The 26320-nt window shown below is 70.4% G+C and carries 21 protein-coding genes and 1 pseudogene; 8 read left to right on the top strand and 14 right to left on the bottom strand.

The window, feature by feature from the left end; genetic code table 11:
* Positions 1-152 precede the first annotated feature (152 nt).
* Positions 153-1754 (top strand): beta-N-acetylhexosaminidase, encoded by a 1602-nt coding sequence (locus tag ACFYWY_RS14770; RefSeq protein WP_389185192.1) that lies wholly within the window; start codon positions 153-155, stop codon positions 1752-1754.
* A gap of 288 nt (positions 1755-2042) precedes the next feature.
* Here ACFYWY_RS14770 and ACFYWY_RS14765 read toward each other — a convergent pair whose 3' ends face one another.
* The 10 genes from ACFYWY_RS14765 to ACFYWY_RS14720 all read right to left on the bottom strand — a co-directional run bounded on the left by ACFYWY_RS14765 (position 2043) and on the right by ACFYWY_RS14720 (position 14926).
* Entirely contained in the window at positions 2043-3824 is a 1782-nt protein-coding gene (locus ACFYWY_RS14765; RefSeq protein WP_389185189.1) for an IucA/IucC family protein, read from the bottom strand.
* On the bottom strand, positions 3821-4384 hold the full coding sequence (locus ACFYWY_RS14760) for a GNAT family N-acetyltransferase (RefSeq protein ID WP_389185186.1): 564 nt from the start codon (positions 4382-4384) through the stop codon (positions 3821-3823). The genes ACFYWY_RS14765 and ACFYWY_RS14760 overlap by 4 nt, the downstream gene beginning before the upstream one ends.
* Positions 4381-5646, bottom strand: coding sequence for a lysine N(6)-hydroxylase/L-ornithine N(5)-oxygenase family protein (locus ACFYWY_RS14755; RefSeq protein ID WP_389185183.1), 1266 nt, complete (start codon positions 5644-5646; stop codon positions 4381-4383). The genes ACFYWY_RS14760 and ACFYWY_RS14755 overlap by 4 nt, the downstream gene beginning before the upstream one ends.
* Positions 5630-7105, bottom strand: coding sequence for a pyridoxal phosphate-dependent decarboxylase family protein (locus tag ACFYWY_RS14750; RefSeq protein ID WP_389185180.1), 1476 nt, complete (start codon positions 7103-7105; stop codon positions 5630-5632). The genes ACFYWY_RS14755 and ACFYWY_RS14750 overlap by 17 nt, the downstream gene beginning before the upstream one ends.
* A 62-nt stretch (positions 7106-7167) precedes the next feature.
* Positions 7168-8064, bottom strand: a complete 897-nt coding sequence (locus ACFYWY_RS14745) for a siderophore-interacting protein (RefSeq protein ID WP_389185177.1) — start codon at positions 8062-8064, stop codon at positions 7168-7170.
* A gap of 2 nt (positions 8065-8066) precedes the next feature.
* Positions 8067-9107 carry an ABC transporter substrate-binding protein gene (locus tag ACFYWY_RS14740; protein WP_389185174.1) on the bottom strand — a complete coding sequence of 347 codons (1041 nt, stop codon included), beginning with the start codon at positions 9105-9107 and terminating at the stop codon, positions 8067-8069.
* Between the two features lie 122 nt (positions 9108-9229).
* Positions 9230-10390 (bottom strand): acyl-CoA dehydrogenase family protein, encoded by a 1161-nt coding sequence (locus ACFYWY_RS14735; protein WP_389185170.1) that lies wholly within the window; start codon positions 10388-10390, stop codon positions 9230-9232.
* A gap of 2 nt (positions 10391-10392) precedes the next feature.
* A complete protein-coding gene (locus ACFYWY_RS14730) occupies positions 10393-11334 on the bottom strand; it encodes a hydroxymethylglutaryl-CoA lyase (RefSeq protein ID WP_389185167.1) in 942 nt (313 codons plus the stop codon).
* 2 nt (positions 11335-11336) lie between these two features.
* Positions 11337-13295 carry an acetyl/propionyl/methylcrotonyl-CoA carboxylase subunit alpha gene (locus ACFYWY_RS14725; protein ID WP_389185164.1) on the bottom strand — a complete coding sequence of 653 codons (1959 nt, stop codon included), beginning with the start codon at positions 13293-13295 and terminating at the stop codon, positions 11337-11339.
* Positions 13296-13309: 14 nt separating this feature from the next.
* Entirely contained in the window at positions 13310-14926 is a 1617-nt protein-coding gene (locus ACFYWY_RS14720) for a carboxyl transferase domain-containing protein (RefSeq protein WP_389185162.1), read from the bottom strand.
* Positions 14927-15034: 108 nt separating this feature from the next.
* On the opposite strand from ACFYWY_RS14720, the gene ACFYWY_RS14715 reads away from it, so the two are divergent.
* Positions 15035-15628 carry a TetR/AcrR family transcriptional regulator gene (locus ACFYWY_RS14715; protein WP_389185159.1) on the top strand — a complete coding sequence of 198 codons (594 nt, stop codon included), beginning with the start codon at positions 15035-15037 and terminating at the stop codon, positions 15626-15628.
* Between the two features lie 91 nt (positions 15629-15719).
* Entirely contained in the window at positions 15720-16508 is a 789-nt protein-coding gene (locus tag ACFYWY_RS14710) for a phosphatase (protein WP_389185156.1), read from the top strand.
* 88 nt (positions 16509-16596) lie between these two features.
* On the opposite strand, the gene tesB is transcribed toward ACFYWY_RS14710, so the two are convergent.
* From tesB to ACFYWY_RS14690, 4 genes are all read right to left on the bottom strand, one after another.
* Positions 16597-17472, bottom strand: a complete 876-nt coding sequence (tesB, locus tag ACFYWY_RS14705; protein ID WP_389185153.1) for an acyl-CoA thioesterase II — start codon at positions 17470-17472, stop codon at positions 16597-16599.
* Positions 17473-17481: 9 nt separating this feature from the next.
* A complete protein-coding gene (locus tag ACFYWY_RS14700) occupies positions 17482-18639 on the bottom strand; it encodes an acyl-CoA dehydrogenase family protein (RefSeq protein WP_389185150.1) in 1158 nt (385 codons plus the stop codon).
* Between the two features lie 312 nt (positions 18640-18951).
* The gene (locus tag ACFYWY_RS14695) at positions 18952-19434 is read right to left on the bottom strand and encodes a hypothetical protein (protein ID WP_389185147.1); all 483 of its coding nucleotides are present in this window, start codon (positions 19432-19434) and stop codon (positions 18952-18954) included.
* Positions 19435-19546: 112 nt separating this feature from the next.
* On the bottom strand, positions 19547-21046 hold the full coding sequence (locus ACFYWY_RS14690; protein ID WP_389185144.1) for a PucR family transcriptional regulator ligand-binding domain-containing protein: 1500 nt from the start codon (positions 21044-21046) through the stop codon (positions 19547-19549).
* Between the two features lie 122 nt (positions 21047-21168).
* Here ACFYWY_RS14690 and ACFYWY_RS14685 point away from each other — a divergent pair, with 122 nt between their 5' ends.
* The 5 genes and pseudogenes from ACFYWY_RS14685 to ACFYWY_RS14665 all read left to right on the top strand — a co-directional run.
* Positions 21169-22641 (top strand): sodium:solute symporter, encoded by a 1473-nt coding sequence (locus tag ACFYWY_RS14685; RefSeq protein ID WP_389185142.1) that lies wholly within the window; start codon positions 21169-21171, stop codon positions 22639-22641.
* Positions 22642-22694: 53 nt separating this feature from the next.
* On the top strand, positions 22695-23657 hold the full coding sequence (speB, locus tag ACFYWY_RS14680; protein WP_389185139.1) for an agmatinase: 963 nt from the start codon (positions 22695-22697) through the stop codon (positions 23655-23657).
* Positions 23654-25336, top strand: coding sequence for a thiamine pyrophosphate-binding protein (locus ACFYWY_RS14675; protein ID WP_389185136.1), 1683 nt, complete (start codon positions 23654-23656; stop codon positions 25334-25336). Before speB ends, ACFYWY_RS14675 begins: the two co-directional genes overlap by 4 nt.
* Before the next feature lie 279 nt (positions 25337-25615).
* Positions 25616-26050: a VOC family protein gene (locus ACFYWY_RS14670; protein ID WP_389185133.1), complete on the top strand. Its 435-nt coding sequence runs from the start codon at positions 25616-25618 to the stop codon at positions 26048-26050.
* Positions 26020-26160, top strand: a pseudogene (locus tag ACFYWY_RS14665) (ATP-binding protein); the annotation flags it as partial. The gene ACFYWY_RS14670 and the pseudogene ACFYWY_RS14665, both read left to right, overlap by 31 nt.
* Between the last annotated feature and the right edge of the window lie 160 nt (positions 26161-26320).

Below are 26320 nucleotides of genomic sequence, written 5' to 3'. Positions count from 1 at the left end.
TCCGCCCCGGACGGCGCAGCATCCGCAGAGTGAGTAAGTGGTCGAGTAAGTGGTCTACACCTTGACCGGAGTTGGGGCGCGCGGTACGCATGATGACTGCCGTTCGGTTGCTCAGTACCACAGTTGCGACGCCCGTCGAAGGGACCCAGCCTGTGAGACAGCCCAGAACGTTCCCCCGCCTGTTCGGATCGCTGCTGCTCGTCGCGGCCGCAGGCATCGCCGGGATCGGCGCCGGTCCGGCCCCGGCCGCCCCCGAGGCCCGGCCGCTCGGCCAGATCGTCCCCGCGCCCGCCTCCGTACGCCCGGGCGGATCCGCGTACACCCTCACCCCATGGACCCGGATCCGGGTCGACGACGACTCCCGCGAGTCCCGCCGGATCGGCAGCTATCTCGCCGAGCTGCTGCGGCCGTCGACCGGCTACGCCCTGCCCGTGACCGACGACCGCGGCCCGGGCGGTATCCGGCTGCGGCTGAGCTCGGGGGACCGCTCCCTGGGCGACGAGGGCTACCGGCTTCAGTCCACGCGCGGCGCGCTCACCCTCACCGCGCGCAAGCCCGCCGGGCTCTTCCACGCCGTGCAGACGCTGCGCCAGCTGCTGCCCGCGTCGGTGGAGAAGGACACCCGGCAGAGCGGCCCGTGGAAGGTCGCGGGCGGCACCATCACCGACAGCCCGCGCTACGGCTACCGGGGAGCGATGCTCGACGTCTCCCGGCACTTCTTCACCGTCGACCAAGTCAAGCGCTACATCGACCAGTTGGCGCTCTACAAGATCAACAAACTCCATCTGCACCTCTCCGACGACCAGGGCTGGCGGATCGCCGTCGACTCCTGGCCGCGACTGGCGACGTACGGCGGTTCGACCCAGGTCGGCGGCGGTCCCGGCGGCCACTACACCAAGGACCAGTACAAGGAGATCCTCGGCTACGCGGCCTCGCGCTACATGGAGGTCGTCCCCGAGATCGACATGCCGGGGCACACCAACGCCGCCCTCGCCTCGTACGCCGAGCTGAACTGCTCGGGCGTCGCCCCGCCCCTCTACACCGGGACGGAGGTCGGCTTCAGCTCGCTGTGCGTGTCGAAGCCCGTGACGTACGACTTCGTGGACGACGTCATCCGCGAGCTGGCCGCGCTCACGCCCGGCAAGTACCTCCACATCGGTGGCGACGAGGCGCACTCCACCAGCCACGCGGACTATGTGGCGTTCATGGACAAGGTGCAGCCGATCGTCGCCAAGTACGGGAAGACGGTGGTCGGCTGGCACCAGCTGACCGGCGCGACCCCGGCGAAGGGGGCGCTCGCCCAGTACTGGGGTCTGGACAGCACCAGCGCCGCGGAGAAGGCGCAGGTCGCGAAGGCCGCGCAGAACGGCACCGGGCTGATTCTGTCGCCCGCGGACCGGATCTACCTCGACATGAAGTACAACAAGGACACCCCGCTGGGGCTGGCCTGGGCCGGTTATGTGGAGGTGCGGCGGTCCTACGACTGGGACCCGGCGGCGTATCTGCCGGGCGCGCCGGCGTCGGCGGTGGCGGGGGTCGAGGCGCCGCTGTGGTCGGAGACGATCTCGACCAGCGACCACATCGAGTTCATGGCGTTCCCGCGGGTGGTGGGGGTGGCGGAGCTCGGGTGGTCGCCGGCGTCCACGCATGACTGGGAGGGATACAGGGTGCGGCTGGGGGCGCAGGGGCCGAGGATGTCGGCGCTCGGGATCGACTTCTACCGGTCGCCGCAGGTGCCCTGGCCTGCGGGCTGAGCCGCCCGCCGGGGCTCCGCCCCGGACCCCGCGCCTCAAACGCCGGCGAGGCTTGAGTTTCCGCCGGTCGGCCTGATAACTCAGGTCGACCGGCGGAAATCAAGCCCGTTGGGGGTCCCCCCGGACGAAGTCTGGGGGAGATTGAGGACACGGCCGGAGGCCGTACCCGGTCTGGGGCCAAGCCCCAGTTCGGGATGGGGGTACCTCCCACGGCCGTCAGGCCGTCCACCGCGCCCGGCGAGGGGCACACGGGGGCGAGGGCCGGGTAGGGGAAAACTCCCGGCCCCGTCAGTGGGCGAAACGCGCGATCGGGTTTTCCAGGGTGCCGATCAGCTGGAGCGCGCCCGCCGGGTCCGCCAGGTCCACCATTTGCTCGTTGTTGCGCAGCTGAAGCCGGTTCAGGCAGGACAGCGCGAACTCGCCCGCGAACATGTCGTACTCCCCGAACTTGTCCGCCAGATGCGGCATCGACCTCTGGTACGCCACGACGCACTCCGCGATCGTCCGCCAGAACGTCTCCTCGTCCAGCCGCTCCTCCGTGACCAGCGTTGCCGCGAGAAAGCGGAAGAAGCAGTCGAACACGTCCGTGAAGACGGAGAGCAGCTTCAAGTCGTCGGGCACGTCCGCGCGGATGCGCTCGACGGCCGGCGGCAGCACCGCGTCCGGGTCCAGCACCGCGATCTCCTCGGCGATGTCCTTGAAGATCGCCCGCCGGACCGTGCCGTCCTCGCCGATGACCAGGATGACGTTCTCGCCGTGCGGCATGAAGACCAGGTCGTACTGGTAGAAGCTGTGCAGTACGGGCGTGAGATACGCGTCCAGGTAGCGGCGCAGCCAGTCCGCAGCGGCCAGGCCCGACTCGTCGATCAGCGCGCCCGCGAACGACGCGCCGTCGCGGTCCACATGGAGCAGCGACGCCATCGTCGCCAGCCGCTCCCCGGCCGGCAGCTGAGACACCGGGCTCTCGCGCCACAGCGCGGCCAGCATTTTGCGGTACGGGGAGTAGCGGTCGGTCGCCCGCTCGTACTGGCGGTGGTGGTAGCCGATAGCCGCCCGCTCCCGGATGATCGAGAAGCGGGCCGCCTTGAAGAAGTCGTCGCTGTCGATCAGGCCCGCGAGCCAGTCGTTGATCGCGGGGGTCGCCTCCATGTACGAGGCAGAAAGGCCGCGCATGAAGCCCATGTTGAGTACGGACAGCGCGGTTTTGACGTAGTGCTTGGCCGGGGCGCTCGTATTGAAGAACGTGCGGATCGACTGCTGCGCGAGATAGTCGTCGTCGCCCGGACCCAGGAACACCAGCCGCTGCTGGGCGATCTCGGCGGCGAAGGTGACGGAGAGCTTGTTCCACCACTGCCAGGGGTGGACGGGCAGCAGGAAGTAGTCGGCGAGGTCGAGGCCGAGGGCGTTCAGCTGCCCTCCGAAGCGGGCCAGGGCCGCTTCGCCGAGCTCGTCGCGGACCAGCGACTCGTAGTCGAGCCCCGCGCCGGCGGTGAAGGTGGCGTGGTCGCGGCCGGCTGCGAGCCAGACCAGGCGGACCTCGCTGCCCGTCTCGGGGGCGTACGAGAGATATTCGTGCACCCCGAAGCCGAGCCGGCCGTTGTTGGCGACGAAGCAGGGGTGGCCCTCGGTCATGCCGGTCTCGATGGCCTGGAAGCCGGCCGTGGCCAGCTCGGCGGAGGTCACCGGCTTCTTGGTCAGTTTGTACGCGGTGCCGGAGAGCGTGGAGGAGATCTCCTCCAGATAGACCGGCAGTATCGTCTCGCTCAGGCCGAGTGAGCCGCGCAGCTCGATGAAGAAGTCGAGCGCGTCCAGCGGCTGCTCGCCGCCGTCCCTGTGCCGGGTGATGGAGTCGGCGAAGACCTGCCAGTGGTCGAGGGCGAAGCGGCGCGCGGTGAAGCGGTACTCGGTGGCGGCGTCGTCGCTGAGGACGCGGTAGCGGTCCTCTCCGAGGGACTCGGGGGCCAGCAGCCGCTCGTGGGAGAACTCCGCGAGCGCCTTGCGTACGAGGAGTCGGTTCGCCTGCTCCCACAGCTCGGGCGTCAGATGCGATACGGCGTCGGACAGGGTCATGCCGTCACTCCTCGTGCGGTCTCTCGTGCTGCCTCGAACCGGTCGCGTGCTGCCTCGAACCGGTCGCGGGTGCAGAAGCTCAACAGGGAGTCCTTCTCCGGCTTCTCGATCTCCCGGGCGGGCACGAAGCCGACGGCCTCGTTGAGCGCGTGCACGGCCTTGTTGCGTACGTCCGGCTCGACGACCACTCGCCGGGTGGCCGGGTCCGCGAACAGCGTCTCCAGCACCGCGGTGATCACGGCGCGGGTGAAACCGTGCACGGGTGTGTCGGTCGGCGCGACCAGGAAGTGCATGCCGACATCGCCGGGCTCGGCGTCGTACAGCCCCTTCAGCTCCACATGCGCGGGGTCGTAGCGCTCCATCAGGAAGACCGGCTCGCCGTCCTTGAGGCCTATGAAGGCGTCGTGGTGCTCATGCGCGGCTATCGCCATGTACTCGCGCTCGACGTCCTGCAGTTTCGCGTCCTGCATCAGCCAGAACGCGGCTTTGGGGTGGGTCACCCAGCCGTGCACCAGCTGGGCGTCGGCAAAGGGATCGAGTGGGCGGACGGTGAACGTCATGCGCTGAACTCCTGGAACGCGATGGACTTTTCGACGGTGTAGTACTCGGACCCCAGCAGCTCGCCGATGATGTAGGCGTTGCGGTACGCGCCCATGCCCAGGTCGGGCGAGGTGACGGAGTGCGTGTGCACGCCGGCGTTCTGCAGGAAGATCTCGCGTCCGGCCGTGTCGATGCTGTAGTTGCGGGCGATGTCGAATCGGCCCTGTCCGTCCCTGCGGATCCGGTCGGCGACCGGCTCCAGGAACGGCGGCTCGGCGTACTTGTAGCCGGTGGCCAGGATCAGGCCCTCCGTGCACAGCTCGAAGTCCTTGCCCTGCTCCTCCTGGCGCAGTCCGAGGGTGTAGGTGCCGTTCTCGTAAGCGGCTTTTCGGAGCGCCGAGTTGGTGAGCAGTCTGGTCGGGACGGGGCCCTTCAGGTTCTTCTGGTAGAGCAGGTCGAAGATCTCGTCGATGAGATCCCCGTCGATCCCCTTGAACAGGCCCTTCTGCTGCGACTCCAGCCGGTAGCGGGTGGCCTCCGGCAGCGCGTGGAAGTAGTCGATGTACTCGGGCGAGGTCATCTCGAGTGTCAGCTTGGTGTACTCCAGCGGGAAGAACCGCGGGGAGCGCGTGACCCAGTTGAGCCGGTAGCCGTGCACGTCGATCTCGGAGAGCAGGTCGTAGTAGATCTCCGCGGCGCTCTGCCCACTGCCGACGAGGGTGATCGACTCCTTCCGCTGCAGCGCCTCCTTGTGGTCGAGGTAGCGCGAGTTGTGCAGGAAGTCGCCGCCGAGACCCTGGCAGGACTCGGGTATGCAGGGCGGGGTGCCGGTGCCCAGGACGATGCGGCGGGCGCGGAACCGCTCGCCGGCGGCGGTGTGGACGACGTACAGCTCACTCTCGTACTCGACGCGCGTCACCGTGGTGCTGAAGCGGACGGAGGTCAGTTTGGCGGCGGCCCAGCGGCAGTAGTCGTTGTACTCGGTCCGCAGCGGATAGAAGTTCTCGCGGATGTAGAAGGAGTACAGCCGTCCCGATTCCTTCAGATAGTTGAGGAAGGAGTAGGGGGATGTGGGGTCGGCGAGGGTGACCAGGTCCGACAGGAACGGCGTCTGGAGGTGCGCGCCTTCAAGGAACATCCCCGAATGCCACTCGAAGTCCGGCTTGGACTCCAGGAAGAGGCCGTTCAGCTCGTCGATCGGCTCGGTCAGGCAGGCGAGGCCGAGATTGAAGGGCCCGATCCCGATACCGATGAAATCGAGGGGCTCAAGACGCGTGGACAAGGTTCTCTCCCAGGTACTGCTCGGCGTGGCCGGCGATCAGATCGAGTACGGCTGCGATGTCTTCGGTCGTCGTCTCGGGGTTGAGCAAGGTGAACTTCAGGTACTGGCGGCCGCCGACCTTCGTCCCGGCGACCACGGCCTCGCCGGACGCGAACAGCGCTTTGCGTGCGTAGAGGTTGGCCCGGTCGATCTCGGTGGGGCTGGTGCCGTCCTCGGGGATGTAGCGGTAGACCAGCGTCGACAGCTGCGGCTGGACGACCACGTCGTAGCGCGCGTCGGCGGCGAGCAGCTCCCAGCCTGCCGCGGCCAGATCGCAGACCTCGTCGAAGAGCTGTCCGACGCCGTCCGCGCCCATCACGCGCATGGTCATCCACAGCTTCAGCGCGTCGAAGCGGCGGGTGGTCTGCAGGGACTTGTCGACCTGGTTGGGGACGCTCCCCCGTGGCGCTTCGGGCGCGCCGGACGCCCCTGCCTCGACGGTGGGCCGGGGGTTGAGGTAGTCCGCGTGGTACGTGGCATGGCTCAGCGTCGCCCCGTCCCGTACCAGCACCGCGGACGAACTCACCGGCTGGAAGAAGGACTTGTGATAGTCCACGGTGACCGAGTCGGCGTGCTCGATGCCGTCGAGGAGATGACGGCGGGTGGGCGAGGCCAGCAGTCCGCAGCCGTACGCCGCGTCCACATGCATCCAGGTTCCGTACTGCCCGGCCAGCCCGGCGATCTGGGGCAGGGGGTCGATGGAGCCGAAGTCGGTGGTGCCCGCGGTCGCGACGACGGCCATGGGGACCAGGCCCTCACGGGTGCAGCGCGCCAACTGGGCGGCGAGAGCGACCGTCTGCATCCGCTTGTTGCGGTCGACGGGGATCGAGACGACGGCTTCGCGGCCAAGGCCCAGCAGCGTCGCCGACTTCTGCACGCTGAAGTGGCTGCACTCCGAGGTGAAGATGCGCAGTCTCCCGAGGTCCGCGGTCTTGGCCTCTTCGCGGGCGAGCAGCAGCGCCTGGAGATTTGACTGGGTGCCGCCGCTGGTGAAGACACCGTCGGCCGCCGGGCCGAGGCCGATCCGCTGCGCGGTCCAGTCGATGAGGCGGCGCTCGATCAGGGTGCCGCCGGCGCTCTGGTCCCAGGTGTCGAGCGAGGAGTTGACCGCAGAGAGCACGGCCTCGCCGAGGACGGCCGGGATGACGACCGGGCAGTTGAGGTGGCCGAGGTAGCGGGGGTGGTGGAAGTAGACGGCGTCCCGCAGGTAGACGCTCTCCAGCTCGTCCAGGGCGGCGGAGGCGTCGCCCAGCGGCTGGTCGAGGTCGACAGCGGAGATCACCGGGGCGAGCTCATCGACGGTCACGCCGGTGAACGGCCGCCGGGTTGTGGCGAGTCGGCTCGCCACCCGCTCGACTCCTTCGGTCACGGAGCGCCGGTAGCTCTCCGCCGTTACGTCATTGAGCAGGTGCGCGCGCATGCAACGTCCTCCCGGATGCGGGGACTTGGTCGCCCCTCGGGGTGCGACTGTTATGGCGCTGTTTACATGGCAGTGGCCCCATCGGCCTCGGCGGCCTCGCCGGTCTCGTCCACCGCGCCGGTCTCGGCCTCGGCGCGGAGGCCGTCCTCGCTCACTCCGCGCCGCCAGTAACCGACGAACGTGACGCGGCGGCGGTCGAGTTCACGCTCGCGCACCAGATGGCGGCGGAGCGCCTTCACATTGCCCGACTCGCCCGCGATCCAGGCGTACCCGGCGCCCTCGGGCAACTCGGCCGCGCTGACCGCCTCCAGGGCGGACGGCGCGCCCTCCTCCCGTACCAGCCAGGTGATCCGGGCGTCCGCCGCGGTCCTGAGGTCCTGGCGGTCCTCGGTGTGCTGCACCTCCAGCCATACCCGGGCCTTCATGCGGGCAGGCAGCCACTCGAGGATCGCCGCGGCGGCAGGCAATGCCGTCTCGTCGGCCCAGATCAGCACCCAGTCGGTGTCCTCGGGCGGACGGCAGCGTACGGCGGTGTTGTCGGCGACGGCCGGGCCGAGCACCATCACGCGGTCTCCGGGCGCGGCCCGGCCGGCCCAGCGGCAGGCGGGGCCGCCGTCCTCGTGCAGCGCGAAGTCGATGTCCATCTCGCCTGCCTCGCCCGGCAGTTGACGCTGCTCGCGCACGGTGTACGACCGCATCACGGCCCGTACGTCCTCGGGCAGCGCCCGCCAGGCGGCGAATATCGCGCTGCCGTCACCGGCGTCGACGGGCACCACCGGTGCCTGCTGGCCCGGGTGTGGCAGGAACAGTGACAGGGACTGGTCGCGGCCCCCGGCGGTGAAGTGCTTCAGGTCCTCGCCCCCGAAGGTGACGCGGACCATGGACGGGCCGAGCCGCCTGGTCCGTACGACCTCCAGGCCGAAGAAACGGAAGGGGGCGATCTCGGCCGCTGTCGTCATGGTCAGGCGACCTTCTTCGCGGTCTCGATGGCCTTGGCGAGGTCCTCGAGGATCGGCGCGCACTTGTCGTAGGAGTAGATCGGTTCGGTGACGCGCGGGACGACCTGTCCGGCCTTGACGGCGGGCAGCTTGCCCCAGGTCGGCTTCTTGGTCAGGGCGTCGGGCTGAAGGGTCCCGGTACGGTTGTCCAGGATGATGATGTCGGCGCCGTACTTGCCGGCGTTCTCCCAGCTCAGCTCCTCGAAGAAGCCCTGCGCGTTCGGCTTCGGCTCCACGAACTTCACGCCCAGCTCCTGGAAGTACAGGGTGTCGGCGGACGTCTTCGGGACGGAGACGTAGAAGAGCTCCTGACTGCCGGAGCCGATCAGGACCTTGATGTCCGGCTTCGCCTTCGCGGCCGCGCGCAGCCGGGCCGCGGCCTTCTCGAAGCGGGCCTTCGCGTCGGCGGCCTCCTTGCCCTTGACGTCGCCGCCCAGGGACTCGGCGAGTTCGGCGTGGCGCTGCAGGGCCTTGGCCATCGTGGTCTCGGCCGCCCACAGCAGAACGCTGGGGGCCAGCTTCATGATCTTGTCCTTGGACTGCGGCGGGACGTACCACGGGTCGTCCTTGGCCCACATGTTGGTGATCAGCAGCTCAGGGGCGAGGGCCGCGTACTGCTCGATGTTGAACTCGCCGTAGACATTTCCGACGATCTTGACCTTGCTGATGTCGAGGTCGCCGGCCTGGACGTCGGGCTTGCCGTCCTTGGTCCTGGTCGGGCCGAACACGCCCTTGACCTCGACGCCGTAGTCGTGGAGGGCGGCGGCGGTGCCGGTGAAGGCGACGATGTTCTTCGGGACGGCCTTCAGCTCGACCGCCGTGCCGCGGTCGTCCTGGAACTTCCAGGGGCCGGACTTCTCACCGGCCTTGCCGGCGCCGCCCTTGCCCGCGCCGCCCTTGTCGTCGCTCGTGCCGCAGGCGGCCAGCGCGACGCCGAGCCCGAGGGCGCTGCCCGCGGTGAGCAGACCGCGACGGGTGAGATGGGAAGCTCGGGCGTTGGGCATGATGGAGTCCGCTTTCGTACGTGCCGGGGTCGGCCACTGGGCAGTTCGAAGGTAGGTTAGCCTAACCTCACCTCTTGTCCGGAGGGTGCCTTCCCCGGCCGTACGGACGGCGGCCCCGTGCGTCAGGCGGGCAGGCCCAACTCCCGTGCGATCAGCATCCGTTGCACCTCGCTCGTGCCCTCGCCGATCTCCAGGATCTTGGAGTCGCGCCACATCCTGGCCACCGGATACTCGTTCATGAAGCCGTAGCCGCCGTGGATCTGGGTGGCCTCGCGGGCGTTGTCCACCGCGATCGTCGAGGAGTACAGCTTGGCCAGCGCCGCCTCCTTCTTGAACGGCTCGCCCCGCACCAGCCGGGACGCCGCGTCGCGCCAGCCGACCCGGGCCATGTGGGCCCGCATCTCCATGTCGGCGATCTTGAACTGGATGGCCTGGTTGGCGCCGATGGGCCGGCCGAAGGCGTGCCGCTCACGCGCGTACTTCACGGACTCGTCCACACAGCCCTGGGCGAGGCCCGTCGCGAGCGCGGAGATGGCGATCCGGCCCTCGTCGAGGATGCGCAGGAACTGGGCGTAGCCGCGGCCCTCTTCGCCGAGCAGATTGGCCAGCGGCACCCGGACATCGTCGAAGGACAGCTCACGCGTGTCCGAGGCGTTCCACCCGACCTTGGAGTAGGGGGCGGCGACAGTGAAGCCCGGGGTGCCGGACGGGACGATGATCGAGGAGATCTGCGGCTTGCCCCCGTCGGTGCGGCCGGTGACCGCGGTGACCGTGACCAGGCCCGTGATGTCCGTACCGGAATTGGTGATGAAGCACTTGGAGCCGTTGATCACCCACTCGTCGCCGTCCCGCACGGCCGTGGTGCGGGTGCCGCCGGCGTCCGAGCCCGCGCCCGGTTCGGTCAGGCCGAACGCGCCGAGGATCTCACCGGAGCACAGGCGGGGGAGCCACTGCCGCTTCTGCTCCTCGGTACCGAACAGGTACAGGGGCATCGCGCCGAGCGAGACGCCCGCTTCGAGGGTGATCGCGACGGACGAGTCGACGCGCGCCAGCTCCTCCAGGGCGATGCCGAGGGCGAGATAGTCGCCGCCCATGCCGCCGTACTCCTCGGGGAAGGGCAGCCCGAACAGGCCCATGCGGCCCATCTCGCGGACGATTTCGTACGGGAACTCATGGCGCTCGTAGAAGTCACCGATCTTGGGCGCCACGACGTCGTGCGCGAACGCCTCGACGGTGCGGCGGAGTTCCTCGTGTTCGGCGGAGAGCCGGTGGTCGAGCGACATTTCTACGACTCCTTGTGGGAGAGGGCGCGAACGGTGCGGGAGGGGCTCGGTCGCCCCAGTTCTCCGGCCAGCCAGACGCTGGTGGCGACGAGCCGGCCGAGGTCGACCCCGGTCTCGATGCCGAGGCCGTTGAGCATCCACACGAGGTCCTCGGTGGCGAGATTTCCGGTCGCGCTCTTCGCGTATGGGCAGCCGCCGAGGCCGCCCGCGGAGGCGTCCACGGTGGTCACACCGTGCTGCAGCGCGGCGAGGGTGTTGGAGAGTGCCTGCCCGTACGTGTCGTGGAAGTGCACGCCGATCGCGGAGGTGGGCACGCCCTCCTCGTTGAGCTCGGCGAGCAGGCTCTGCACATGGCCGGGCGTGGCCACGCCGATGGTGTCGCCGAGGCTCAGCTCGTCGCAGCCGAGGTCCATGAGCCGCTTGGCGACCTGGACGACCTGGTGGACGGGGACGGGCCCCTCCCACGGGTCGCCGAAGCACATCGAGAGATAGCCGCGGACATGGATCTTGTCGGCGCGGGCCTTGGCGACGACCGGCTCGAACATCGCGAGCGACTCGTCGATGGTGCGGTTGAGGTTGCGCTTCGCGAAGGTCTCGGTCGCGCTGCCGAACACAGCGATACGGCGCGCGCCGAGGGCGACGGCACGCTCCAGCCCGCGGGCGTTCGGCACGAGGACGGGCAGGCCGACGCCCCCGATGTCGCCCAGAAGAGGGAACAGCTGCTCGGCATCGGCCAGTTGGGGCACCCAGTCGGGATGCACAAAGCTGGTCGCCTCGACGGTGGTCAGTCCGGCGTCGGCCAGTCGGTGGATGAACTCCGCCTTGACCTGCGTCGGTACGACCGTCTTCTCGTTCTGCAGACCGTCGCGCGGGCCCACTTCGTGGATGCGCACCCGTGGCGGCAGGTCCTGCGAGGGGAACTCCATCGGCAGTCGGCCTGTCATCGCTAGTCCTCCTCGTGCGGGATGACCACGGCCAGCACCTGGTCCATGGCGACGGTCGAGCCCGCGGTGACGTCGAGCTCGGTGACGGTGCCGGCATGCGGGGCGGAGATGACGTGCTCCATCTTCATCGCCTCTACGACCAGCAGACTCTGGCCGGCGGCGACCTCGTCCCCGACGGCGACCTTGACGACGGTGACCGTCCCCGGCATGGGCGCGGCCAGCGTGTCGGCCCCGGAGCGCGCGGCGCCGGTGAGGGAGGCGGCGACGGGGTCGTGGTCCTGGACGTGCCAGGAGTCACCGTCCCGGCCCAGCCAGTCGCCGGCCCGCCAGAAGGTGTGGACCACGCCGTCGAGGGTGACCGAGACCCGGTCGGCCTCAACGCGGTGGCTGCCGCGGTCCCGTACGTCATAGGCCACCGGGTCGAGTCCCGGCGCGCGGAACCAGTGGGTGAGGGGGGCAGGCAGCCCGCCCATGCGCCAGCCGCTCGGCACGGAGAAGGGGTCGGTCCAGCCCGCGCCCCGCTGCGGGCTCAGCTCGGCGAGCCGCACCGCGGCCGCGGCCTCGTACACCTCGTCCGGGATCCCGGACGGCACCAGTCCGTCCGCCTCACGCTCGACCAGGCCGGTGTCCAGGTCGCCCGAGACGACCGACGGGTGGGCCAGCAGGCGGCGCAGGAAGCCCGCGTTCGTCGGAACGCCGAGGGTGACCGTGTCGGCGAGGGCCGCGCGCAGACGGCGCAGGGCCGTCGCGCGGTCGGGGCCGTGGGCGATGACCTTCGACAGCATCGGGTCGTACAGGCTGCCGACCTCCGCGCCCTCGCTGAGGCCGGAGTCGGTGCGCACGCCGTCACCCTGCGGTTCACGCAGGGCGAGCACTGTGCCGCCCGATGGCAGGAAGCCGCGGGAAGGGTCCTCGGCGCAGATCCGGGCCTCGATCGCGTGGCCGGTGAGAGTGATGTCCCGCTGGGCGAACGGCAGTTGCTCGCCCGCAGCCACCCGAAGCTGCCACTCCACCAGGTCCAGGCCGCCCCTTCCCGTGATCGACACGGCCAGCTCCGTCACCGGGTGCTCGACCTGGAGGCGGGTGTTCATCTCCATGAAGAAGTACGAGGAAGGGTCGGTGCCCGGGACGATGAACTCCACTGTGCCCGCGCCCCGGTAGCCGCACGAACGCGCCGCCTGCACGGCCGCCTCGCCCATCGCGGCACGGGTCTGCGGGTCGAGCAGGACGCTCGGCGCCTCCTCGATGATCTTCTGGTGGCGGCGCTGGAGCGAGCACTCGCGCTCGCCGAGGTGGACCACATTGCCGTGGCCGTCCGCCAGCACCTGGATCTCGATGTGCCGGGGGCGGTCGATCCACCGCTCCACAAGGAGTGTGTCGTCGCCGAACGAGGCACGCGCCTCCCTGCGCGCAGCCGCGATCTCCTCCAGGAGCACCGACTCCACCCGGGTCAGGCGCATGCCCTTGCCGCCGCCGCCCGCCGAGGGCTTGAGCAGCACCGGCATGCCGATCTCCCGGGCAGCGGCGGCCAGTTGGTCGTCGGTCAGGCCGGAGCCGGACGAGCCCGGCACCACCGGGACGCCCGCCGCCTGCACGGTCTCCTTCGCGCGGATCTTGTCGCCCATCAGCGAGATCGCCGAGGCGGGCGGCCCGATGAAGACCAGGCCCGCGTCGGCGCAGGCCTGAGCGAAGCCCGCGTTCTCCGCGAGGAAGCCGTAGCCGGGGTGGACGGCCTCGGCGCCGGTACGGGCCGCGGCCTCCAGCAGGCGGTCCACACGGAGGTAGCTCTCGGCCGCGGGTGCGGGGCCGATGCGGACCGCCGTGTCCGCCTCCCGTACATGCCTCGCGTCCGCGTCCGCGTCGCTGAAGACGGCGACCGAGCGGATGCCCAGGGCGCGCAGCGTACGGATGACCCGGACCGCGATCTCGCCCCGGTTGGCGACAAGTACTGTGCTGAACATCGTCATGGTCCGTCTCACATCCGGAAGACGCCGAAGGCGGGGTCGGTCAGCGGGGCATTGGCGCAGGCCGTGAGCGCGAGGCCCAGCACCTGCCGGGTCTCCAGGGGGTCGATCACGCCGTCGTCCCACAGCCTGGCCGTCGCGTAATAAGCATTGCCCTGTTGTTCGTACTGCGCTCGGATCGGCTCCTTGAAGGCCTCTTCATCGGCGGCCGGCCACTGCTCGCCGCGGCCCTCCAGCTGGTCCCGCTTCACCGTGGCCAGCACCGACGCCGCCTGCTCGCCGCCCATCACGGAGATCTTGGCGTTGGGCCACATCCACAGGAAGCGCGGGGAGTACGCCCGGCCGCACATCGAGTAGTTCCCCGCGCCGTACGAGCCGCCGACGACGACCGTCAGCTTCGGCACGCGGGTGCAGGCCACCGCCGTGACCATCTTCGCGCCGTGCTTGGCGATGCCGCCCGCCTCGTAGTCCCGGCCGACCATGAAGCCCGAGATGTTCTGCAGGAACAGCAGGGGGATGCCCCGCTGGTCGCACAGCTCGATGAAGTGCGCGCCCTTCTGGGCGGACTCGGAGAACAGGATGCCGTTGTTGGCGACGATGCCGACCGGGTGGCCGTGGATCCGGGCGAAGCCGGTGACCAGCGTCGTGCCGAATTCCGACTTGAACTCCGCGAACCGGGAGCCGTCCACGATCCGGGCGATCACTTCGCGTACGTCATAGGGGGTGCGGGAGTCCACCGGCACCGCGCCGTACAGCCCGGCGGGGTCCACCTTCGGCTCCTCGGCCGGTTCGACCGACCAGGGGAGCGGGCCGCGCTCGGGGAGCGTCGCCACGATGTTCCGTACGATCCGCAGCGCGTGCGCGTCGTCCTCGGCGAGATGGTCGGTGACGCCGGAGATCCGGGAGTGGACCTCGCCGCCGCCCAGCTCCTCCGCCGTGACGACCTCGCCGGTCGCGGCCTTCACCAGCGGCGGGCCGCCGAGGAAGATCGTGCCCTGGCCCCGCACGATGACGGCCTCGTCGCTCATCGCCGGGACGTATGCCCCGCCGGCCGTGCAGGAACCGAGCACCGCCGCGATCTGCGGGATGCGGGCGCCGGACATCCGGGCCTGGTTGTAGAAGATCCGCCCGAAGTGCTCGCGGTCGGGGAAGACCTCGTCCTGCATGGGGAGGAAGGCGCCGCCGGAGTCGACGAGATAGACGCAGGGCAGGCGGTTCTCCAGCGCCACCTCCTGGGCGCGCAGGTGCTTCTTGACCGTCATCGGGTAGTACGTGCCGCCCTTGACGGTGGCGTCATTGGCGACGACGACCACCTCGCGGCCGCTGACCCGGCCGATCCCGGCGATCACTCCGGCCGCCGGGGCCTGGCCGTCGTACATCCCCTCCGCGGCGAGCGGGGCCAGCTCCAGGAAGGGCGAGCCCGGGTCGAGGAGGGTGTCCACGCGGTCACGCGGCAGCAGCTTCCCGCGCGCGGTGTGGCGGGCCCGGGCCTTCTCGCCGCCGCCGAGGCGGGCCGCGGCCAGCTTGGCGCGCAGGGCGTCGGCCAGCTCCTGGTGCGCCTCCTCGTTGCCCTGCCAGGCCGGGGAGGCGGGGTCCGCCGCGCTCGCCAGCACGGGTGCCTGCTGCATCGTCGTGAGCCCCCTTGCCGTACGCCTTCGTACGAGAAAAAGTTAATGAGCGTTAACGCGTTTCCTTCAGGTTAACGACCGCTAACAGCGTTGTCTAGAATCAATGTCATGACCACCAGGACGGATGCCCCGACGCGCCGCGAACAGATCCTCAAGGAGGCCGCGCGCCTGTTCGCCGAGCGCGGCTTCCACGGCGTCGGCGTCGACGAGATAGGGGCGGCCGTCGGCATCAGCGGACCCGGCCTGTACCGCCACTTCCCCGGCAAGGACGCGATGCTCGCGGAGCTGCTGGTGGGCATCAGCGAACGGCTGCTGAGCGGCGGCCGGCTCCGCGTCGAGGAGGCGGACGCCGACCCCGAGGTGCTGCTCGCCTCGCTCATCGACGGGCACATCGACTTCGCCCTCGACGACCGCCCGCTGATCACGCTCCACGACCGCGAGCTGGACCGGCTGCGCGACAGCGACCGCAAGCTGGTGCGGCAGCTGCAGCGTCAGTATGTCGAGCTGTGGGTCACGGCGGTCCGTGAACTCCACCCGGACGTAGCGGAGTCGGAGGCCAGAGCGGCGGTCCACGCGGTGTTCGGCCTGCTCAACTCCACGCCGCACCTGGGCTCGTACGGCGGCGGCCTGCCGGGCCGCGCGGCGACGGAGACACTGCTGCGGCGCTTGGCGCACGGGGCCTTCGCGTCACTGGCGGGCTGAGGACCTGGGGGCTGCGCCCGGGCGCCCGCCGCTGCCGTCCAACGTTCGGGACGCAGGGCGCCGCGGGCATGGCGGACGGCACAATGGGCTCATGCCGATACCCAGCCGTGCCGCCCTCGTCGACCACCTCGTCCGCACACGTATCGCCGGAGATGTCGCCACCCCTCGCGACAACAACCTCTCCCACTACCGCAAGCTCGCCAACGGCGACCGTCACTTCTGGCTCGGTCTCGAACTCGGGGACCGCTGGACCGATGAGCAGGACGTGCTGGCCGTGATGGCCGAGCGGTGCGGGGTCAACGACGATCCCGAGCACCGGACCGGACAGGACACCATCGACCCCGAGCTGACGGTCGACGCCCTGGACCGGCTGGCCGCCCGGCTGCGCAAGGCCGCCGCAGGGCGGGAGCGGGTGCTGTTCGCGACCGGGCATCCCGGCGGGCTGCTGGACGTCCACAGACAGACCGCCGACGCGCTGCGGGCCGCCGGGTGCGAGATCGTACGGATTCCGGGCGGGCTCACCGCCGACGAGGGCATGGTCTTCCAGTTCGCGGGCATCGCGATGCTGGAGCGCGGCGCGACCCTGTGGCACACGCACTCCCCGGCACCCATGGCCGCGATCCTGGACGCGCTCGAGCGGGAGGGCCGCCCGCAGCCCGATCTCGTCGTGGCCGACCACGGCTGGGCCGGGTGCGCGGGACAGCGCGGGCTCGACTCCGTCGGATACGCCGACTGCAACGACCCCGCCCTCTTCATCGGGGAGGCGGAGGGGACCCTCCAGGTGGCGGTGCCTCTGGACGACCACGTCACCGATCCGCGGTTCTACGACCCGATGGCCGAGTATCTGCTGGACGCGGCGGGGCTGACGTCCCAGGGCTGACGTCCCAGGGGCTGACGGCGGGCGTCAGCACGGGTCCGACACCTCGCGGGTCGCCTTCACCGCGCACACGCCCGCCGCCTGACCGCCCTCAGGCGCGGGGTACGCGAACGACGCCCTCCTGGATGACCGTGATCGCCAGCTGCCCGTCCTGCGTGTAGATCCGGGCCTGGCCCAGACCCCGGCCGCCGGACGCCGACGGTGACTCCTGGTCGTACAGCAGCCAATCGTCCGCCCTGAAAGGGCGGTGGAACCACATCGCGTGGTCGAGCGAGGCGCCCACCACATCGCCGACCGCCCAGCCGCCCCGGCCGTGCGCGAGCAGCACCGAGTCGAGCAGTGTCATGTCGGAGACGTACGTGGCGAGGCAGACGTGCAGCAGCGGGTCGTCGGCGAGCTTGCCGTTCGCCCGGAACCACACCTGCGAGCGCGGCTCGCGCGCCTCGCCGACCGTTCCGTACGGCGGGGCGTCGACGTACCGGAGATCGACCGCCGCCCGCGCCTCCAGGAAACGGTCGACCACGCCCGGATCGATGAAGCGGTCCGCGTAGCGCGGCAGCATCTCGGCCGCCGTCGGCAGCGTCTCCGGGTCCGGCGCGGTCGGCATCTCCGCCTGGTGCTCCAGCCCCTCCTCGTGCGTCTGGAACGACGCCGAGAGATGGAAGATCGGCTGCCCGTGCTGCACGGCCACCACCCGGCGTGTGGTGAAGGAGCGGCCGTCGCGGATCCGGTCGACCGTGTAGACGATCGGCGCGCCCGGGTCGCCCATGCGCAGGAAGTACGAGTGCAGGGAGTGGGCCGTGCGGTCGTCGGGCACGGTGCGGCCCGCGGCGACGAGAGCCTGGGCCGCGACCTGCCCGCCGAAGACGCGCGGGACCACCGCGGACCGGGACCGGCCGCGGAAGATGTTCTGCTCGATCTGCTCCAGGTCGAGCAGATCGAGCAGGTCGTCGAGCGCTTGGTTCACGGACGGAACCTACAGGCCCATCGACTTGGCGATGATGGACTTCATGACCTCGCTGGTGCCGCCGTAGATGCGGTTGACGCGGTTGTCGGCGTACAGGCGGGCGATCGGGTACTCGTTCATGTAGCCGTAGCCTCCGTGCAGTTGGAGGCAGCGGTCGATGACGCGGTGCGCCACCTCCGTGCAGAACAGCTTCGCGGACGCGGCCTCCGCGGCGGACAGCTCGCCCGCGTCCAGCGCCTCGAGGGCACGGTCGGCCACGGCCTCGGCGGCGTCCACCTCGGCCTGGCAGGCGGCCAGCTCGAACTTGGTGTTCTGGAACGAGGCGACCGGCTTGCCGAAGACCGTGCGGTCCTGCACGTACTGCTGGGCGAACCGGACGGCGGCCTTGGCCTGCGCGTACGCGCCGAACGCGATGCCCCAGCGCTCGGAGGGCAGGTTCTGGCCCAGGTAGTAGAAGCCCTTGTTCTCCTCGCCGAGCAGGTCCTCGACCGGCACCTTCACGTCGACGAAGGCCAGCTCGGCGGTGTCGGAGGTGCGCAGGCCGAGCTTGTCCAGCTTGCGGCCGACCGAGTAGCCCTCCGACTTGGTGTCCACAGCGAACAGCGAGATGCCGAAGCGGCGGTCGTCCTCACGCGGGGCGGAGGTGCGGGCGCACACGATCACGCGGTCGGCGTGCACACCACCGGTGATGAAGGTCTTGGCGCCGTTGAGGACGTAGTGCGTGCCGTCCTCCGAGAGCTTGGCCGTGGTCTTCATGCCCGCGACGTCGGAGCCGGTGCCCGGCTCGGTCATCGCCAGCGCCCACATTTCCTCGCCGGTGACGAACTTCTCGAGGTAGCGCTTCTTCTGCTCGTCGGTGGCGAGCAGCTTGATGTAGGGAAGGGCGAGCAGCACATGCACGCCGGAGCCGCCGAAGTTGACGCCCGCGCGCGAGGTCTCTTCGTAGAGCACGGCCTCGAACTTGTGCGTGTCCAGACCCGCGCCGCCGAACTCCTCGGGAACGTTGATGCCGAAGACGCCCAGTTCACCGAGCTTGTAGTAGAAGTCGCGGGGCGCCTGGCCGGCCGCGAACCAATCGTCGTAGACGGGGACGACCTCGGCCTCGATGAAGGCGCGTATGGTCTCGCGGAACGCCTCGTGGTCCTCGTTGTACACGGTACGGCGCACGGGGACGCCCCCTTCCCTTTGCGGCTAAACCGCCGCCGCTCTCGCGGAGGTGGTCCAGCGCCATCGTGGTTGCTCAATTGATGGTGCAACTAAGCGCTTGCTCATACAGAAGTTACCGGGCAGTCACCGCGGCTGTCCAGGGTGAGGCTCGGCACACTCCCATGCCACCCGACCGCCCTCAGCCACCCCGACGACTCCGAACAGCCGGCCCCCGCTCCCTGCGCCCTCCGCCACGACGCCCGGAACTCTCCCCCTCGTCCCGCTCTCGATGCTTGATGCAGGTCGCTTCGTTGCCGCCGATCGGAGATGCTCTCAGCCCGGAGCCAGAGGCGCGCCGCCCGGCAGGGAGCCCTCACCGTCGTACGCGGCCAGCGCGATCTGACGGGCATCCAGCAGTTCGCGCAGGTCTTCGGGAGTCAGCTGCTCATGCGCCAGCTTCAGGCCCGCCTTGCCCTCCAGGTCGGCCCACGCCCCGCGGGCGCGTTTGTTGGCGATGCGCCTGGCGTCGCTCCGCAGGAAGCCCGCCCCGGCCGCGAACCCGGCTGAGGCCAGGGCGATCAGTGCCGCGGGGACGCGTGCGTCCGCCGTGGCCAGCCCCGCGGCACCCGCGATGCCCGCGAGCAGAGCTGCAGGAAACCCCAGCGCGATGTGGGCCTTGTTCCAGAACTCGGCTCGCCGGTGGGCGAGTGCCCGCTGTCGCGTCGCCTCGTCGTGCAGACGCTCGATCTCGGCGCGCAGGCGGCGCCTGGGTTCATCGGCGGACAGGCGCATGGAACCGTCAGCGGTGGTTGTCATGTTTGATTCCAACACGCCTTCCCCACGGGGGACTTGAGGCAGCGACGACAGCTTTCGAGGCCGGGATTGGTGGGCTCCCGCCAGAACCGTCCGCACCCCGGCCGGGCTCACCTCAGCCGTGCCGCAGCGCGAACCACAGCTCCATCCGTACATCCGCGTCGTCCAGGTCCTCGTCGAGGAGCGTCTGGCACCGGGCGATGCGCTGGCGGACCGTGTTGCGGTGGATCTCCATCGCCGCGGCCGTGCGGTCCCAGCTGCCGTGCAGGGACAGCCAGATGCGCAGCGTCTCGACGAGGGCAGGGGAGTCCGCGAGGGGTGCGAGGCGATGGCGGGCCTCGTCGAGGGAGACGGGGGCGGTCTCCCGGTGGCGGACCAAGGCCTTGCGGGTGGCCGTGGCGCGGCGCACCGCCCTGGCTGCCTGTGCGTCGGCCGCCGCGAGATCCTCGGGGAGCGCGGGTGCGCTCACGCCCAGCGTCCAGCCGGGCTGTGCGCCGACCTCGCGCCCGGCGGGGAGCAGGACGCGTACGCAGCCGTCAGCGTCCGGATCGACCAGCGCGCTGCCGAGCGCCGCGCCCAGTGCCGTCGCGGCGAAGGGGCTGTCGTCGCCGCCCCGCCCGTGGACCACTGTCCAGGGTCCCGGTCCCAGCAGTGGGGCGGCCTCGGCGGGACTCCTGCCGAGCAGCATGCGTACGAGGGCGGCGCTGCGGCCCGCGGCGTCGGCGCCCTGGTGCGGGGCCGTGAGGAGCGAGAGCAGGACGACGGCGACCCCGGCGACCGTGTGGTCCCCCGCTTCGCGGGCGGGCGCCGCGAGGCCGAGGACGAGGCCGCGGCTGCCGCCGAGGGCGTACGCGGAGAGGTGGGAGACGGCGGACGCGGCCGGGGCGGTGCCCGGCCCTGCGGGTTCGGCCGCCCCGGGCTCCGAAGCCGGTGGCGGCGACACCGTGTCTGTCGCCGAGGCGGGGGTCGGGCGTGGCGACGGACCGGTGCCCGGGCTCACCACCCGCGCCAGCCGGATCACCCCCGCCCTGGCCTCGGCGGACGGCGCGCGGCCCGACGACGACAGTTCCGTGCCGTCCGGGCCCAGCAGGACCGCCCAGCCCTCCAGCCGTACCGCCAGCTGGTGCAGGACCGCCGGGACCGGGTCCGGGCGGGCCGCCGCCGCGGCGAGGCCCTGCTGGGCCTGGGTCACCCGGCGCAGTTCCCGGTGGCGCGCCTCAGCCATCAGGCGCCACACGGCGCGCGCCACCGCCGTGAACGTCGTCTTCGGCGGCACTTCGAGCAGCGGCAGCCCATGCCGGTCGCACGCCTCGATCAGTTCCTGGGGCACGGTGTCGTACACCGGCGCCACCCCGAAGCCCAGCGCCGCCGCCCCCGCCTGCACGATGCGCGAGACGTACATGTCGGGGTCCTTGAGCAGCACCCCCGCGCTCAGCAGCAGTTCGCCGCCGAGCAGATACGGATAGGGGTCCGCCATCTCGGAGGTGTGCACCATGTGCACCGCCGCGCCCGCCTCCACCGGCCCGGCGATCTGGCGCAGACCGAGTTCCTCGCGGGCCAGCAGTGCGGCGAGAGGGATCGGCGGGTTCGGTGGGGCTGCTGTGGTCTCCGGCATGGACAGTCCATCCATCAGCGGCGTGAAGAATGGATAAAACGTACACTTCAGCGATGCTTTCCGGCCACCTACCGTCGTCGCACAAGACCTGAGGACCCGGGGGACGAGACGAGAGGAAGCCGATGGCTGTCGACTATGCAGTAATCGTCGTTTACCTGGCCGGCATGCTCGGCATGGGGTGGTGGGGCATGCGCCGCGCCAAGTCCAAGAGCGAGTTCCTGGTCGCGGGCCGCCGGCTCGGCCCCTGGATGTACTCCGGCACCATGGCCGCCATCGTCCTCGGCGGCGCCTCCACCATCGGCGGCGTGGGCCTCGGCTACAAGTACGGCCTCTCCGGCGCCTGGATGGTCTTCGCCATAGGCCTCGGGCTGCTCGCGCTGAGCATCTTCTTCTCCGCGCGCATCGCCCGCCTCAAGGTCTACACCGTCTCCGAGATGCTCGACCTGCGCTACGGCGGCAAGGCAGGCGTCATCACCGGTGTCGTGATGTGGGCGTACACCCTGATGCTCGCCGTCACCTCGACCATCGCGTACGCCACGATCTTCGACGTCCTCTTCGACATGAACCGCACCGTCGCGATCATCCTCGGCGGCTCGATCGTCGTCGCGTACTCCGCGCTCGGCGGCATGTGGTCGATCACCCTCACCGACATGGTGCAGTTCGTCATCAAGACGGTCGGCGTGCTGCTGCTCCTGCTGCCCATCGCGGTCGTCAAGGCCGGCGGCTTCGCCGAGATGAAGGCCCAGCTGCCGAACGAGTACTTCGCACCGCTCGGCATCGGCGGCGAGACGATCTTCACGTACGTCCTGATCTACACCTTCGGCATGCTGATCGGTCAGGACATCTGGCAGCGCGTCTTCACCGCCCGCACCGACAAGGTCGCCCGCTGGGGCGGCACCGTCGCCGGTACCTACTGTCTCGTCTACGCCCTGGCCGGCGCGGTCATCGGCACCGCGGCCAAGGTGCTCTACCCCAAGCTGGGCAACGCGGACGACGCCTTCGCCACCATCGTCAAGGACGAACTCCCCATGGGGGTACGCGGCCTGGTGCTCGCCGCCGCGCTCGCCGCGGTGATGTCCACCTCGTCCGGCGCGCTCATCGCCTGCGCCACCGTCGCCAACAACGACATCTGGTTGCGGCTGCGCGGCGCGGTCTCGGGGAGCGGCGACGATCCGCACGACGAGGTCAAGGGCAACCGCGCCTTCATCCTCATCATGGGCGTCGCCGTCATCTGCATCGCCATCGCCCTGAACAACGTCATCGAGGCGCTGACCGTCGCGTACAACCTCCTCGTCGCCGGTCTGCTGGTGCCGATCCTCGGCGGTCTGCTGTGGAAGCGAGGCACGGTCCACGGAGCGCTCGCCGGAGTCGTCGTCGGCGGCGGGTCCGTGATCGCCCTGATGGCGAAGTACTCGATCCTTGCGACCGAGCCCATCTACTACGGCCTGCTGGCCTCGCTCGCCGCGTACGTGATCGTCAGCCTCTGCACCCGGCCGACGGACGAGGCGATCCTGGCGAACTGGCGCGAGCGGCTGGCCGGCCGCCCGGGCGCCGATGCCGAGGCCCCGGCCGAACCCGCCGTCGTCCCCAGCTAGCGCCCCCAGCTAGAGTCGAACCGCAACGAAGCGTAGGAAAGAAGGCAATTCACATGAGCAGCACCGAGCAACCGCGCGGCCCGATCGACTCGTCCCGTATCCCGCGGTACGCCGGACCCGCCACGTTCGCCCGGCTGCCCCGGCTCGACGAGGTCGGCCGCGCCGATGTCGCCGTGGTCGGCGTTCCCTTCGATTCCGGGGTCTCCTACCGGCCCGGCGCGCGCTTCGGCGGTAATGCGATCCGCGAGGCGTCGAGGCTCCTGCGCCCGTACAACCCGGCGCAGGACGCCTCGCCCTTCGCTCTCGCGCAGGTCGCGGACGCGGGTGACATCTCCGCGAACCCGTTCAACATCAACGAGGCCGTCGAGACGATCGAGGCCGCGGCCGACGAGCTGCTGGGCACTGGCGCGCGCATGATGACGCTCGGCGGCGACCACACCATCGCGCTGCCGCTGCTGCGCTCGGTCGCCAAGAAGCACGGCCCGGTCGCCCTGCTCCACTTCGACGCGCACCTGGACACCTGGGACACGTACTTCGGCGCGGAGTACACCCACGGCACGCCGTTCCGCCGGGCGGTCGAGGAGGGCATCCTCGACACAGAGGCGCTCTCGCACGTCGGTATCCGCGGCCCCCTGTACGGCAAGCAGGACCTGACCGACGACGAGAAGATGGGCTTCGGCATCGTCACCTCCTCCGACGTCTACCGCCGGGGCGCCGACGAGGTCGCCGACCAGCTGCGCCAGCGCATCGGTGACCGCCCGCTGTACATCTCCATCGACATCGACTGCCTCGACCCAGCCCACGCCCCGGGCACCGGCACCCCCGAGGCGGGGGGCATGACCTCCCGCGAGCTGCTGGAGATCCTGCGCGGTCTGGCCTCCTGCAACCTCGTGTCGGCGGACGTCGTCGAGGTCGCGCCCGCGTACGACCACGCCGAGATCACCTCGGTCGCCGCGTCGCACACGGCGTACGAGCTGACCACGATCATGTCCCGGCAGATCGCGGCCGCCCGATGACCCACGACCACGACGTGGTGCTGCGGCCGACCGAGGCGCAGACCGCTGCCGCGCTGAACCCGCCGCCCGGCCGCAACGGGGGCGACCTCGTGGTCGAGACGCTCCAGGGCCTTGGCGCGACGACGGTGTTCGGCCTGCCCGGCCAGCACGCGCTGGGCATGTTCGATGCGCTGCGCCGCTCCTCGCTCTCGTACGTCGGACTGCGCGTCGAGAACAACGCGGGCTTCGCCGCCGACGCGTACGGCCGTCTGACGGGTGAAGTGGCCCCGCTGCTGCTCTCGACGGGCCCGGGTGCGCTGATGTCGCTTGCCGCGCTCCAGGAGTCGGCGGCGGCGAGCGCGCCGGTGCTTGCGATCGGCAGCCAGGTGCCGACGGCCGGTCTCGGCGGCGGGCGCCACGGCTATCTTCACGAACTGCGCGACCAGCAGGCCTCGTTCCGCGACATCGTGAAGTCCGTGCACATCGTGCGTACGGCTTCGCAGATCCCTTCGGCGATCGCGGCGGCGTGGGAGTCGGCGCTGACGGCTCCGCACGGCCCGGTGTGGGTGGAGATCCCCCAGGACGTTCTTCTGGCGAAGACGACGCTGCCGGTCGTCACCGCGATGGACGCGACTCCGCACGAGGTCGTGCCGCGCCCCGAACTGACCGCGGTGGCAGCCGACTTGCTGTCTCGCGCCGCCCGCCCGGCGATCATCGCGGGCGGCGGAGTCGTACGCTCCGACGCGTCCGGAAAGCTGCTCGCGCTCGCGGAGAAGCTGGACGCCCCGGTCGTCACGACCTTCGGTGGCAAGGGCGCGTTCCCCTGGGAGCACCCGCTCTCGCTCCAGTCCTGGCTGGAGGACCGCCACACCACGGAATTCCTCGAGTCCGCGGACGTACTCCTCGTGGTCGGCTCCGGGCTGGGCGAACTGTCCTCGAACTACCACACGTTCGCCCCGCGCGGCCGGGTCGTCCAGATCGAGGCGGACGCCGGCAAGCTGGAGTCCAACCACCCGGGCCTCGGCATCCACGCGGACGCGCGCCTCGCGCTGTCCGCGCTGCTGGAGACGGTGGAGGCGCGCGAGGACCGGGCGGCGGCGGAGCGTGTCCGTACGGTCCTGACGCAGGTCCGCGAACGAATCGCGTCCCAGGACCTCACCCTGGAACAGCAGTTGCTGGCGTCCGTGCGCGAGGCCCTGCCGGACAGCTCGCCCAGCTTCTGGGACATGACGATCCTGGCCTACTGGGCCTGGTCCGCCTTCGACGCCCGCCACCCGAACACGATGCACTCGGCCCAGGGCGCGGGCGGCCTCGGCTACGGCTACCCGGCGGCGCTGGGCGCCGCGGCGGCGGACCGTTCCCGCCCGGTCCTCGCGGTCTCGGGCGACGGCGGCGCGATGTACTCGATCGCGGAACTGGCCACGGCCAGGCAGTACGACCTCCCGGTCACCTGGCTGATCGTGGACGACGGCGGCTACGGCATCCTGCGCGAGTACATGAAGGACGCCTTCGGCGAGCCGACGGCGACGGAACTGTCCCGCCCGGACTTCGTGGCGCTGGCGGAGTCCTTCGGGGTGCCTGCGGTCCGTACGACCCCGGAGTCCCTGACGGAAGACCTCGGCAAGGCGCTCACGGAGCCGGGCCCGTCGGTGGTCGTGCTCCCCGCGGTCCTGCGAATGTTCGCCCCGACCCACGCCTGACCGCCCTCTGATCCCTGGCCCCGCTGCCCCATCCCCCGAGGCAGCGGGGCCAGGCCATGTCGAGCCAACGCCGACGAAGGCTACGGGCTCATTTCTTGTCAGGCAGACCGGGGCTTCAACAGCGCGCGCGACTGGTCCACTTTTCAACCGGCCTTGACAGCTGTTCCCCCCCGCTTCGGCCTGTCGCTCGATGCGAGTTCCGAAATCCACCGATGAGTTCCGCAGGCTGGGCCGGTCTCCCCCGGCGTACACCATCGAACCTCGGACTGGAGACCCACCATGACCACTCCCGCACACGCCGGCCGCATGCTGTTCGTGAACATCCCCGTGGCGGACATCGAGCGCAGCAAGGCGTTCTTCGCGCGGCTCGGGTTCAACTACAACCCGATGTTCACCGACGACACCGCCGCCTGCATGCTGGTCGGCGAGCAAGCCTCCGTCATGCTGCTCAGCCACGAGACGTTCGCGCAGTTCGCGAAGCTGCCGATGGCCGATCCCACCACGCACACGCTGGCCCTCTACTGCTTCAGCGTGTCAGCCCGCGATGAAGTTGACACGGTCGCTGAGGCTGCGCTCGCCGCGGGCGGCTCCGAGGCGGATGGCCCCGAGGACCACGGCTTCATGTACTCACGCAGCTTCTTCGACCTCGACGGCCACGGCTGGCAGGTCATGTGGATGGATCCGTCGAGCGCCTCGGACAGCTCGACTTCCTGACCGCCCGCGAGAACGTGATCCTGCTCGGCCCACCCGGCAGCGGCAAGACCCACCTCGCCGTCGCGCTCGGGATCCGCGCCTGCCTCGCCGGGCAGCGCACGCTGTTCGTGACCGCCACCCAAAACCACCCACGGCCACCCCGCCGAGGGCCGCCGTGGGCGCGGGGAACGGATGGGGGTCAGTAATCCGGTCGCCTGACGGCGACACCCTGTGTGCGTGAAAATCGGTGTGTGGTCGTCCGGCGGACGTCGTATCGCCTTGGCGCGTTCC

This window comes from Streptomyces sp. NPDC002870 (assembly GCF_042888505.1).
Classification (GTDB): domain Bacteria; phylum Actinomycetota; class Actinomycetes; order Streptomycetales; family Streptomycetaceae; genus Streptomyces.
The sequence above is the reverse complement of the archived record's forward strand: the minus strand, read 5'-3'. Positions and strand labels throughout refer to the sequence as shown.